We start from the raw sequence: 12303 nt of genomic DNA on the forward strand, positions 1-12303 counted from the left end.
GAAACACATGGCCATTATTCAAAGCAGAATCAAACCAGAATCCGAATTGTATCAAAGCAATCACAGCATCATGTCTGAGTTGGTGACGAACCTAAACTCAAACTTAGCGGCGATAAAACTGGGCGGTGGCACCAAAGCCATGGAACGACAAAGAAGCAAGGGGAAAATTCCTGTTCGAGAACGCATTAAGGCTCTGCTGGATAAAGACAGTCATTTTCTCGAAATCGGCGCATTTGCTGCATGGCGCGTTTACGACGAAAACGTACCATGTGCTGGTGTTGTGGCTGGTATTGGATTGATTAACAATGTGCAATGCATGATCGTGGCAAATGATCCCTCGGTTAAAGGCGGTACCTACTACCCACTTACGGTGAAGAAACATTTAAGAGCACAGGAGATCGCTCAGCGCTGTCACTTACCTTGCCTATACTTGGTTGACTCCGGAGGCGCAAACCTGCCTCACCAAGCCGAGGTTTTCCCTGATAAAGAACACTTTGGTCGCATATTTTTCAATCAAGCGCGGATGTCTGCCTTAGGTATTCCGCAAATCGCGATTGTGCTTGGCCCCTGTACCGCAGGTGGCGCGTACATTCCGGCGATGGCGGATGTGTCTATTATCGTGAAAGAGCAAGGCACCATTTTCTTGGCCGGCCCTCCTTTAGTCAAAGCCGCGACTGGTGAAGTGGTCACTGAAGAAGCATTAGGCGGCGCTGATGTTCATTGCAGAAAATCGGGCGTCGCTGACTATTATGCTGAAAGCGAAGCCCACGCTTTTACCTTAGCTCGTGAAGCCGTGTGCAGTGCCCATGCTGCGGGGATTTCACCTTCGACATCGGCTCTACCTCCTCGTTATGACGATGATGAGCTCTATGGCATCGTCAATGCCGATTTAAGACTTTCTTTTGATGTTAGAGAAGTGATAGCCCGGCTTGTGGACGATTCCAACTTTGATGAGTTTAAAGCTCTCTATGGTGCCACGCTTGTTTGTGGTTTCGCCCAGCTCAACGGCTTCCCCATCGGTATTGTGGCAAATAACGGCATTTTATTTTCAGAGTCAGCCCAAAAAGGCGCACACTTTATTCAGCTGTGTGCCAAACGAAAGATCCCACTGCTCTTTTTGCAAAATATCACTGGATTTATGGTTGGTAAAAAAGCTGAGGAACACGGTATTGCCAAAGATGGCGCCAAACTGGTGATGGCCGTGGCCTGTGCTGACGTCCCCAAATTTACCGTGATTATCGGTGGTTCTTATGGTGCAGGAAACTATGGCATGTGCGGGCGAGCTTACGATCCCACCATGATTTGGATGTGGCCAAACGCACGGATCTCGGTGATGGGCGGTGAGCAGGCCGCTGGCGTTCTCGTCCAAGTAAAACAAAATAAGTTACATCGTCACGCAGAGAATTGGAGTGATGAAGACAAGCAAACCTTTCGCAAGTCGGTGATCAAACGATATGAATCAGAAGGTCACCCTTTCTACGCCAGTGCGCGCTTGTGGGACGATGGCATTATCGACCCCAAAGAGACCAGAAAGGTACTTTCTCAAGCGCTATCGGCAACACAAAATGCCCCCATTCAAGAGAGCCAATTTGGTATTTTTCGCATGTAGGGAACCAACTTATGTCCACAGAACAACAGAACGATCCATTGTGTGAGGTTAATGACTACGGTGTTGCGACATTAACGTTAAATCGAATCGAGAAACACAATGCATTTGACGATCAACTCATTGCGGACCTCACCAACCAGCTCAAACAACTTCAGCAACTGCCTAATGTTCGAATATTGATATTGCGTGCCAACGGAAAACATTTTTCCGCTGGTGCCGATCTGCACTGGATGAAGTCAATGGCACAACAAAGCCATGAAACAAACTTAAGTGATGCACGCGCTTTGGCTCACTTAATGCGAACGCTCGATACCTTTCCTCACCCAACGATTGCCCTTGTTCATGGGTGCGCCTATGGCGGAGCTCTGGGACTCATATGTTGTTGTGACATTGCGATCGCTGAAGATCGCTCTCGATTTTGCCTAAGCGAAGTGAAGCTAGGATTGCTCCCTGCCACTATCGCGCCCTATGTGCATCGCGCAATAGGAAACCGCCATTCGCGACGTTATATGCTGACTGCCGAAACCATCACTGCTCAAACCGCAAAGGACATCGGCTTGATCCACGAACTGGTCGACGCTGGAACATTAGACAGCGCACTCTCTCCCCTTATTAAGCACATCCTTAAAAACAGCCCTGCGGCCATAACCCAAACGAAATTGCTGTGCGCTAAGTGTTATCAGCAAACCATCGACGACGCTCTTATCAACCATACCAGTCAGCTAATTGCCGACATACGTGTTTCCAAACACGGACAGGAAGGATTAGACGCCTTCTTTTCGCAACGCCCTGCGAGTTGGGTCAGGACAACCGGAGATGATGAAGATGAACATCCAACTTCCTGACTCGGTCACTATTGTCGAAGTCGGCGCGCGTGATGGTTTGCAAAATGAAGTAAAAATTGCAACTCGTGACAAAGTTGCGTTGATTAATCAACTGTCACAAACGGGTTTGACACATATTGAAGCAGGTGCTTTCGTCTCCCCGAAATGGGTGCCACAAATGGCAGACTCAGATGCTGTCCTTACTCAAATATCACGTCAAACTGGTGTAATTTATTCCGCTCTCACGCCAAATCTAAAAGGCCTTGATCTTGCGCTTCATGCCAAAGCTGATCAGGTCGCCGTGTTTGCGTCTGCATCCGAAGGTTTTAGCCAGCAAAACCTCAATTGTTCCATCGCTCAAAGCTTAGAACGATTCGCACCTGTGATTGAAAAAGCCAAGCAAAATAACATCAAAGTACGTGGCTATTTATCCTGTGTAGCAGAATGCCCCTATGACGGATTCACAACGCCAAAACAAGTTGCCACCGTTGCCAAGCACCTGTTTGAAATGGGCTGCTACGAAATATCTCTCGGAGATACGATAGGAACAGGAACACCTTTACGTATCGCTAAAATGATTGAAGCCGTGTCAAATGAAGTTCCTGCGTCGCACCTTGCGGTCCATTTTCATGACACATGGGGACAAGCGCTGCCTAATATCTACCAAGCGCTACAAATGGGAATACGGGTGATCGACAGCAGCGTGTCTGGGTTAGGTGGATGCCCGTACGCACGTGGTTCAGCCGGGAATGTCGCGACGGAAGATGTATTATACCTTTGCCGTGGGTTAGGGATTAACACCGGGATAGATATGGATAAAGTCATTGAAGCGGGTCGGTTTATTAACCAAAAACTCAAGCGGAAACCGACGTCTAAAGTCGCCCTAGCTTACACCTCTCATACCCGACACAACTAACTTACTACACCTCATAGTTGGACTTTATCCCAATATCAAAATGCAATGGCATGCGCCATTTAGCAAAAGAAAGGTAGCCCATAACAAGTGAAGAAAAAGCAAGTGCACCGGATGCGATCATCGGTTGTGCAAACCATATCGTAAACGCAGAAATGGCGAGTAGGACAGGAACCGCCTTTAGGCCAAACACCTTAAAACAGAACGACTCTTTTAAAGCAATACCGGAAAAAGTGATAAAAATAAACCCGAGAGACATGCCCGTGCGAACCTGTTCTGGATCGCTGATCATCAAGGCTAACCCAATCCAAGCTGACCAACTGATAGCCGCTCGTACATGTTTGCTGTAAACATGAATATTCGCCGCACACAGTGCCGCAGAAGCTGCAATCATTAACAACGCTGTATCAGTGAAGCCAATCAGCCCTTCAATCTTGCCAGACAAAGCCCCCGCAAGCAGTAATATCGATAAAGAAAATAAGCTAATACCTATGCGATAAAGACAAACACTGAGTTTATCAAGACCATCCAATGTTTCTTTGTATTCTGGGTTCGCCATAATGTGCTCTAATAACATCCACCTAAGTGCACAATAGTATCAAAGTAATCGCTCAGCTTGCGACTCTAGTTTGCTAAAGAATTACTGTACATCAGTAATTTCAGTGACCCCATAACAGCTTGTTTATATCTTTCATTGTAGAAGTTATCGAAGTCCATTTGCGTCCCATTACAAATAGGGTGATTTGTATTACCGAATCCCTCATTGCCACATTTACCATAGCTTGAGAAGCCTTGTTTTACATCGCCTTTATAATGTGGATATACCATCCAATAATCTCGCCAAGACAACGACTCATTAATATCACTGTCGATGGCTGCTAATGTGTTTTGAGCCGTTTGCTCAAGGATTTCGACAGGCGTTTGAATGTGTTGAAGCAACGCTGAACATTCAGATTCAGAAATCGTCAACGCCAATGCATCCTTCGGAGAATAACCATCAAAGGCATCTTTTTGCGTAGAAAGATGGTAGATAGGTGCAACATGAGCTGGGACAGCCATATCTTGGATCAAATGCATTAAGTGACCAATGAGTTCCAACGATTGGTGACTAGCCGTTTCTTTTTGCTCAAGTAACTTATTAGCTTGTTTAACAAAATAGGGATGTAACGAGCGATTCATGCCAATTAAATTAGGCAAAATTGAGCCGGGCTGCATTATTTCATAATTGAAGCGTGCATCGTAAAAGTGCCAGTTCCACAGCCGGGAGAAGGTAATGTTGTCCAAGTCTTTATTCGCCTCGGCAGTATAGTTGGCCTCTTCATCACCAAATTCAGTCTTCAATTTATCTGGCATCAATTGCTGGCAGGTTTGGTATAACTTAAACGCATCGAGAGACGGTTGTTTATGCTTTTCCGCATCATATGCCATGGAAGGTAAAGGAAGAAACAATACGGGTAGAAGGTAGCGGCACAATGATCTCATTTGTTCTCCTTAGAGTGTGTTGCTGTAAACCTAGAGTCAGCATCACCATTCATTAACAAAACCGATAACTCAGCAAACTTTTATAAAGTCTTAAAATCCTTCATCAAAATCCATCTAGCCAGCATTCATATGGAAGTAACATCACACAATGTAAGAAGCCCCTTCATGTTGAGAAGGGGCTTTCAATAAAATCCGTTAACGTTGAACGTTAGGCTATAAATCAATATATAAGCGAAGCATGTCTTTGTGCTGAATGCCCTGCTCCAGAATTGGTTCAGGATAATGATCCAGAAAATAGTCTTTCACCACTTTATCAACTCGAAACCCAACGCGTTGATAGTAGGTGAGTTGATAACCAAAGCTACCAGTGCCCAGCTCGACACGTCTCACTTTTTCTTCTGCTAATGTCGCTAAAGCAAACTTTAAAAGTTCTGAGCCAATACCCTGCCCTTGGAACGCTGGCAATACCGCAATATTTAGCACTTCAGCACTGTACTCATCAATCTGTTTGACGACACAAGCACCAATGATCAGGTCGCAATCTTTTGCCACATAGCATGCCGATTCAAAAGGATAAGATTCGATACTAGCTTGGCTTGGATCCGCTTCTAGTAAAAGTGACGTAGGTATTTTGTCTATCGTAGTTCTTATATATTCCATAGATGACTCGCATTCTTTTATTTCAACACGTTATTAATCAAGATTAGCACATCCTAAATAACAATTTTCTTCTACAAGGCTAGCCAGATTCGCAAGAATTTCTTTTCGTCCTTGTTTGTGACAGATTTTCTTTAGGAAGCAATCAAAGAGTATATTTGAGAATAGATTTCGTCATATAATTACAGCTTACTTGCACTTTGCTTTGATGCTTAGAAAAAGCAACTGACGGTTCATCACAGAACTTTAATAAGATCATGTCCTGTATTCTTAAATAGTGTGATGGGCCTAATATTTTTATTAATTAATTGCTCAGTAAGTACACAACCATACATTTATAATTACCTATCTTTTTATTTTTGTTAATTTATTGTTAATTTCATTTCCTAGATGTTAACCACGACCCTTCCAAATCGCCGCTAAAATCACACTACATTTAAAATTTAACAATACTGCAACATAAAAACACTTATCGATTAACATTAATGTGCTTAGATCACAATGAGACATCAAGTACTCAAACACTTATTGAAAGGCACCTTAAGATCGTTTCATCGATTCACCTTACCCCCTACCCATAACAATTAAAGGATTGATGAAGATGAAGAAGGTCTTATTAAACGTGGCAGCTTTAACGCTCGCCCTTGCTGCTACAGCTACTCAAGCGAAAGATTATGAAATCGTAAACGTGGTTAAAGTTTCGGGTATCCCTTGGTTTAACCAAATGAACAAAGGTATTGAGCAGGCGGCTTCAGATCTAGGTGTTAACGCACGCCAACTGGGTCCATCAACTCCTGACCCAGCTCAACAAGTAAAAATTATTGAAGATTTGATCGCCAAAGGTGTGGACGCGATTACCGTCGTTCCAAACGACGTGACGGTACTAGAGCCTGTGTTTAAAAAAGCGCGGGAGAAAGGGATCATTGTGTTAACCCATGAGTCTCCGGATGGACATGGCGCAGATTGGGACATCGAAACGATCGATAACCAAGCGTACGCAAAAGCGACCATGGATGAGCTAGCAAAAAACATGGATAAAAAAGGTGGCTACGCCATTTATGTTGGCTCATTAACTGTGCCACTACACAACAACTGGGCAAATCTTGCGATCGATTACCAAAAGAAAACCTACCCAGATATGTATGAAGTAACCACACGTATGCCAGTTGCAGAAAGTATCGACCAATCTTATGCCGCAACTAATGATCTGATGAAAGCGCACCCAGACATGACTGGTATCATCTCTTACGGTTCACTTGGTGGCATTGGTGCTGGTGAAGCCCTTAAAAAGAAACGTGCTAAAGACAAGATCAGCGTAGTTGGCATTATGATGCCAAGCCAAGCCGCACCTTACTTAGCGCGTGGCGAAATCGATAAAGGCTTCCTATGGAACCCTGCGGATGCGGGCTATGCTTTAGTGGCTGTCGCTAAGCAAATGCTTGAAGGTAAAGAAGTCTCTCAAGGTGTAACTGTTCAAGGCCTTGGCGATGCAGAAATCGATACACAAAACCGCGTAATTAAGTTCAACAAAATCCTAGAAGTCGACAAAACCAACGCTCGTCAACTAGGTTTCTAAGCACGGCACTTTCTGTCGTAAATGGGCGGTGCAATGCCGCCCCTCATTCGTCCTCTCATTGTGGAAATGGTTATGTCTGATACTCCTTTTATTACCCTCAAACAGGTATCTAAACACTTTGGCTCGGTGAAGGCATTGGATGGAATAAACCTTACGTTCAATCAGGGTGAAGTGCACTGCTTAGCTGGCAAAAATGGGTGTGGAAAAAGCACGTTATTTAAAGTTATTTCCGGCGTTCACGCACCAGAAAAAGGGGCTGAAATCATACTGGGTGACAAAAGCTATTCTCGACTCTCCCCGCAGCAATCAATAGAACGCGGAATTCAAGTTATCTATCAAGACTTGTCTCTGTTCCCGAATTTAACGGTCGCTGAAAACATTGCCATTCAAGATCATGTTGAGTGGGCCAAAGGATTCGTCCAGAAAAAGCGTATCCAAGACATTGCAATTCGAGCGATGGCAAAAGTAGGCGTCAAACTGCCGTTAGAAAAACGCATAGAACAGCTTTCGATTGCAGAATGCCAACTTGTTGCAATCTGCAGAGCAATGGCATCAGACGCTAAACTGATGATCATGGACGAGCCAACAGCATCACTCACACGTACCGAAGTAAACCAGCTAATCGATGTTGTCGCCGATCTGAAATCCAAAGGGGTTACCGTTGTATTCGTGAGCCACAAACTTGATGAAGTGATGGAAATTTCTGACCGAATCACCGTTATTCGCGATGGTCGCACCATTGGAACCTATCAAGCAGATGACGTCGACAGTGATGAGTTGGCGTTTTTAATGACCGGACAGCGCTTCGAGTTCATTCCCCTCCCGAGTTATCATCAGCAAGGTGAAGTCAAACTGGACGTCGAGAATCTCTCTAAACACGGTCAGTTTAAAGACATTTCATTTCAGGTTCGTGCAGGTGAAATTGTTTCTATTACTGGGTTACTTGGCGCGGGCCGCACAGAGCTATGTATGGCGCTATTTGGCATAACGCAGCCAGACAGTGGTGTGATACGCGTAAATGGTCAGCCAACAAAATTCAAATCCAATCGCGATGCAATTTCTCAGGGCATTGGTTACGTATCTGAAGATCGAATGTCGACGGGACTAGTGATGGACCAAGCCATTCAAGACAATATCACAGCCTCAGTCATGCCACGCCTCAAGAAAGCATCTGGATTTCTTGATCACCTAAAAGCAAGCAAGCTTGTCAATAAACTGATTTCTTCGCTCTCAATCAAAGTGGCTGATCCAATGCTGCCCGTGACCAGTTTATCTGGTGGTAATGCTCAGCGTATCTCTATTGCAAAATGGATCGCCGCAGAGCCTGATGTCCTTATCCTCGACTCACCGACTGTTGGTGTCGATGTTGCCAATAAAGAAGCGATTTACACCATTGCAAAAGACCTTGCGGCAAAAGGAATGGCCATCCTTATGATCAGTGATGAGATCCCAGAAGTGTTTTATAACAGTCACCGCGTAATTGTGATGAAAGAAGGACGTTTCACTCATGACTTCCAACCAACCCACTCTACTGAACAAGAAATCATGGAGGCTGTTAATGCTTAACCAATTTCGTTGTTCTTTATCTTCATTCGCCAAACGTCATGAGTTCTACTTATCTTTAATGATTGTGTTGATCGTTGGCGTGCTGACCTTCATCTCAGATGACTTCCTGACTCTGGGCAATATTTTCGATATGTCAGTTAGCTCAGCATTACTTGGCATCATGGCTTGTGGTTTGTTTGTTGTGCTCATCGCAGGCGGCATTGATATCTCCTTTCCCGCGACCGCCGCGATCGCTCAGTACATCACTGCAACGTACATTTTGACGCTTGGCGGTAATTTTATGATTGCATTTGCGATTGCAACGCTTGTCGGGGTTTTACTGGGCATGATCAATGCGACGCTGGTATACAAACTCAAAGTACCAGCGATCATCATTACTATTTCAACACTTAACGTTTTCTTTGGCTTACTGATTTACTTTAGCAACGGCGAATGGTTATACGGTTTTCCTGACTGGTTTATGGATGGTATTGAGCTATTCACATTTACAGGCAGCGATGGATATGATTATGGTCTATCACTTCCCATCATGACCGTAGTTGCCATGATTGCCCTCACTTCATTTTTGATGTCTAAAACACGCTTAGGTCGTCAGATCTATGCCGTAGGAGGGAATGCAGACGCTGCGAGTCGTATTGGTATCAACCTCTTCGGTATTAACCTCTTTGTTTACGGCTATATGGGGGCGCTTGCTGGTATTGCCTCTGTTGTCCAAACCCAAATCACCCAGTCCGTAGCTCCAAATTCTCTTATGGGATTTGAGCTCACGGTATTGGCTGCCGTTGTGTTAGGAGGAACCAGCATGACAGGTGGTAAAGGCACGCTATTTGGTGTGGTTCTTGGCGTTATTTTGCTCGCCGTTGTGAAAAACGGCCTAACGTTACTCAGTGTGCCTTCTTACTGGCATACGGTCGTAACTGGCTTAATCATTGTTTGCAGCATCAGCATGACCGCAATCAATGAGAAAAAACAGACGCTTAAAGGAATATAAACTATGGAACACATGCTAAATAGTTTAAAACTGCCAACCGACAAGAACATTCGCTACCTATTGGTTATTTTGGTCGGCATCCTCGTGGTTATGGCGTTTTCAAGCGGACAGGCCTTTTTCTCGATTGATAACTTACAGTCAATGTCGTCACAGATGCCATTACTCGGCCTACTCGCACTTGCCATGGCGGTTTGTATGCTCACTGGTGGGATCAACCTGTCGATCATTGCAACGACGAATGCGTGTGGTTTGGTCATGGCAAGCATCATTACGCAGGCTTCGGATAGCTCAGCCGTACTCATCCTCGCGCTGATTGGAGGACTTATTACGGCTATTGTTGTCGGTTTGCTCAATGGTGCATTGATTGCCTACATAGGTGTTTCTCCTATCCTCGCAACGCTGGGGACCATGACACTCATCAATGGTCTTAACGTTTTGATCTCCGGGGGTAGCGTCATCTCAGGTTTTCCTGAAGCGTTGCTAGTTCTGGGGAATGGCACCGTATTGGGCGTACCAATGCCACTGATTTTATTTATTGGCTTTGCCATCGGCTTATGGGCACTACTTGAACACACCAGTTTAGGCAAAACGATCTACCTCATGGGCTCTAATGAAAAAGCCACTCGCTTTTCTGGTATCAACACACACAAAGCCATTTTATATGTTTACGTTATCTCCTCGGTGCTCTGTTGGGTTGCTGCTATTGTAATGATGGCTAAGTTCAACTCAGCCAAAGCAGGTTATGGAGAGTCTTACTTACTGATCGCGATTCTTGCGTCAGTGCTTGGGGGAATCAACCCTGATGGTGGCTTTGGACGCATTATCGGCATTGGCCTTGCACTTATCGTATTACAGACACTAGAAAGTGGCCTTAACTTACTAGGGGTGAGCAGTTACCTCACGATGGCACTGTGGGGCGGTATCTTGATCTTATTCATCTTCTTACAAAAAAATAAAACTTAACGGAGCGGTATATGAGTATTTATTTTATCGGCGTTGACGTAGGCAGCGGCAGTGCTCGAGCGGGCGTATTTAACGCCGAAGGTCGCAAAGTGGGAGAAGCCAAACGCGATACCTTAATGTTCACACCTCAAGCGAACTTCGTTGAACAATCATCCGATAACATCTGGCAATGTGTATGTCTTGCGGTAAAAGACGCCGTATCAAAAGCCAATATTGACCCTATCCAAGTCAAAGGGATTGGTTTTGATGCGACTTGTTCATTGGTTGTATTAGATAAAAGTGGTCAGCCGCTAACCGTCAGCCCTACTGGACGCAGTGAACAAAACGTTGTTATGTGGATGGATCACCGCGCAATGACCCAAGCAGATCGAATCAATAAAACTCAGCACCCTGTTTTGGCTTACGTGGGTAACCGTATCTCACCCGAAATGCAAACACCTAAGCTGCTGTGGTTAAAGCAAAACATGCCAAACACATGGGCGAAATCTGGCTACTTCTTTGACTTACCAGACTTTCTTACGTGGAAAGCGACATTTGATGCGAGTCGTTCACTCTGCTCAACAGTATGTAAGTGGACATACCTAGGTCATGAAAATAAATGGGATAAAGATTTCTTTGAGCTGATTGGTCTAGAAGAATTACTAGAAAACGACGCTAAGGCCATCGGCGATAGAATTTTGCCAATGGGCCAACCTGTAGGTAATGGCCTCACCGCTCATGCAGCAGATGACTTAGGTTTAATAACCGGTACGGCTGTGGGCACTTCTATTATCGATGCTCATGCTGGCGGTATAGGAGTGCTAGGAGCACCTGGCATGACCGGAGAAAAAGTAGATTTCAATAAACGGTTAGCGCTGATTGGTGGTACTTCCTCCTGCCATATGGCCGCGTCCAAAACAGCACGGTTTATTGATGGCATTTGGGGAGCGTATTACAGCGCTATGATTCCGGGATATTGGCTCAATGAAGGTGGACAATCGGCCACAGGAGCACTCATCGACCATATCATTACGTCGCATCCACTTTATGAAAGCACGAAAGAACTAGCGAACAAGCAAGGTAAAACGGTTTATGAATACTTAAATGACCACTTGTTAAAGCTTGCTGGAAATAAAGAAGACATCGCTTTTCTAACCAAAGATATTCATGTACTGCCTTACTTCCATGGCAATCGCTCTCCACGAGCAAATGCACATTTAACCGGTTCCATCGCAGGGTTAAGGATGTCCAAAGTACTGGATGATATGGCCCTTCAATATTTGGCCACCATTCAAGGGATTGCACTTGGTACTCGCCATATTATCGAAGTGATGAACGAAAGCGGTTATGACATCGACACCATCATGGCATGTGGCGGAGGAACCAAAAACAGCATCTTCCTGCAAGAACATGCCAATGCGACGGGATGTATCATCCTTCTTCCTGAAGAGAGCGAGGCCGTCATACTAGGTTCGGCAATGTTAGGCTCGGTAGCCGCCGGTTTTTACAGTGACATCCCTGATGCAATGAACGCTATGAGCCGAATTAGCAAGAGCGTGATGCCACAGACTGAAAAGATAAAACGTTTCTACGACGCCAAATATCAAGTCTTTCACAAAATGTATGAAGATGACATGCGCTATAAACGGCTAATGGCAGATTTTTAAAAACACCGAAAACCGAACCAACAAGCGAGCCATATAGGCTCGCTTTTAATATTATTCGGGCATCAGAGCGGGAGTT

Annotated in this window: 11 protein-coding genes; 8 read left to right on the forward strand and 3 right to left on the reverse strand. The window is 44.9% G+C overall.

The features are described 5' to 3' along the window. Positions 1-7 precede the first annotated feature (7 nt). Genes ACQEXS_RS14130 through ACQEXS_RS14140 form a run of 3 tightly spaced genes read left to right on the forward strand, consistent with a single transcriptional unit; the run spans position 8 to position 3349 of the window. Complete coding sequence (locus tag ACQEXS_RS14130; RefSeq protein ID WP_427014255.1) at positions 8-1609, forward strand: carboxyl transferase domain-containing protein; 1602 nt, start codon at positions 8-10, stop codon at positions 1607-1609. 11 nt (positions 1610-1620) lie between these two features. After that, positions 1621-2454 carry an enoyl-CoA hydratase-related protein gene (locus tag ACQEXS_RS14135; protein ID WP_427014256.1) on the forward strand — a complete coding sequence of 278 codons (834 nt, stop codon included), beginning with the start codon at positions 1621-1623 and terminating at the stop codon, positions 2452-2454. Beyond that, complete coding sequence (locus ACQEXS_RS14140; protein WP_427014290.1) at positions 2441-3349, forward strand: hydroxymethylglutaryl-CoA lyase; 909 nt, start codon at positions 2441-2443, stop codon at positions 3347-3349. The genes ACQEXS_RS14135 and ACQEXS_RS14140 overlap by 14 nt, the downstream gene beginning before the upstream one ends. Positions 3350-3353: 4 nt before the next feature. Here the strand turns inward: ACQEXS_RS14140 and ACQEXS_RS14145 are convergent, their stop codons facing one another. The 3 genes from ACQEXS_RS14145 to ACQEXS_RS14155 form a co-directional block, all read right to left on the reverse strand. Next, positions 3354-3905 (reverse strand): DUF2301 domain-containing membrane protein, encoded by a 552-nt coding sequence (locus ACQEXS_RS14145; protein WP_427014257.1) that lies wholly within the window; start codon positions 3903-3905, stop codon positions 3354-3356. 65 nt (positions 3906-3970) lie between these two features. Further along, positions 3971-4828 (reverse strand): hypothetical protein, encoded by an 858-nt coding sequence (locus tag ACQEXS_RS14150; RefSeq protein ID WP_427014258.1) that lies wholly within the window; start codon positions 4826-4828, stop codon positions 3971-3973. A 213-nt stretch (positions 4829-5041) separates the two neighbouring features. Beyond that, a complete protein-coding gene (locus ACQEXS_RS14155; RefSeq protein WP_427014259.1) occupies positions 5042-5488 on the reverse strand; it encodes a GNAT family N-acetyltransferase in 447 nt (148 codons plus the stop codon). A gap of 598 nt (positions 5489-6086) precedes the next feature. On the opposite strand from ACQEXS_RS14155, the gene ACQEXS_RS14160 reads away from it, so the two are divergent. The 5 genes from ACQEXS_RS14160 (at position 6087) to ACQEXS_RS14180 (ending at position 12227) form a co-directional block, all read left to right on the forward strand. After that, the gene (locus tag ACQEXS_RS14160; protein ID WP_427014260.1) at positions 6087-7061 is read left to right on the forward strand and encodes an autoinducer 2 ABC transporter substrate-binding protein; all 975 of its coding nucleotides are present in this window, start codon (positions 6087-6089) and stop codon (positions 7059-7061) included. A gap of 72 nt (positions 7062-7133) precedes the next feature. Continuing rightward, positions 7134-8627: a sugar ABC transporter ATP-binding protein gene (locus ACQEXS_RS14165; RefSeq protein ID WP_427014261.1), complete on the forward strand. Its 1494-nt coding sequence runs from the start codon at positions 7134-7136 to the stop codon at positions 8625-8627. After that, the gene (locus ACQEXS_RS14170) at positions 8620-9618 is read left to right on the forward strand and encodes an ABC transporter permease (RefSeq protein ID WP_427014262.1); all 999 of its coding nucleotides are present in this window, start codon (positions 8620-8622) and stop codon (positions 9616-9618) included. Before ACQEXS_RS14165 ends, ACQEXS_RS14170 begins: the two co-directional genes overlap by 8 nt. Positions 9619-9621: 3 nt before the next feature. Then, positions 9622-10581: an ABC transporter permease gene (locus ACQEXS_RS14175; RefSeq protein ID WP_427014263.1), complete on the forward strand. Its 960-nt coding sequence runs from the start codon at positions 9622-9624 to the stop codon at positions 10579-10581. An 11-nt stretch (positions 10582-10592) separates the two neighbouring features. Beyond that, complete coding sequence (locus tag ACQEXS_RS14180; RefSeq protein ID WP_427014264.1) at positions 10593-12227, forward strand: FGGY-family carbohydrate kinase; 1635 nt, start codon at positions 10593-10595, stop codon at positions 12225-12227. Positions 12228-12303 lie beyond the last annotated feature (76 nt).

Origin of the sequence: Vibrio sp. TRT 17S01 (genome assembly GCF_050113695.1) — a bacterium.
Lineage (GTDB): Bacteria > Pseudomonadota > Gammaproteobacteria > Enterobacterales > Vibrionaceae > Vibrio.

Coding starts and splice junctions, on each gene's coding strand:
- ACQEXS_RS14130 (WP_427014255.1), top strand. CDS start 8: ATGGCCATTATTCAAAGCAGAATCAAACCAGAATCCGAATTGTATCAA.
- ACQEXS_RS14135 (WP_427014256.1), top strand. CDS start 1,621: ATGTCCACAGAACAACAGAACGATCCATTGTGTGAGGTTAATGACTAC.
- ACQEXS_RS14145 (WP_427014257.1), bottom strand. CDS start 3,905: ATGGCGAACCCAGAATACAAAGAAACATTGGATGGTCTTGATAAACTC.
- ACQEXS_RS14150 (WP_427014258.1), bottom strand. CDS start 4,828: ATGAGATCATTGTGCCGCTACCTTCTACCCGTATTGTTTCTTCCTTTA.
- ACQEXS_RS14155 (WP_427014259.1), bottom strand. CDS start 5,488: ATGGAATATATAAGAACTACGATAGACAAAATACCTACGTCACTTTTA.
- ACQEXS_RS14160 (WP_427014260.1), top strand. CDS start 6,087: ATGAAGAAGGTCTTATTAAACGTGGCAGCTTTAACGCTCGCCCTTGCT.
- ACQEXS_RS14165 (WP_427014261.1), top strand. CDS start 7,134: ATGTCTGATACTCCTTTTATTACCCTCAAACAGGTATCTAAACACTTT.
- ACQEXS_RS14170 (WP_427014262.1), top strand. CDS start 8,620: ATGCTTAACCAATTTCGTTGTTCTTTATCTTCATTCGCCAAACGTCAT.
- ACQEXS_RS14175 (WP_427014263.1), top strand. CDS start 9,622: ATGGAACACATGCTAAATAGTTTAAAACTGCCAACCGACAAGAACATT.
- ACQEXS_RS14180 (WP_427014264.1), top strand. CDS start 10,593: ATGAGTATTTATTTTATCGGCGTTGACGTAGGCAGCGGCAGTGCTCGA.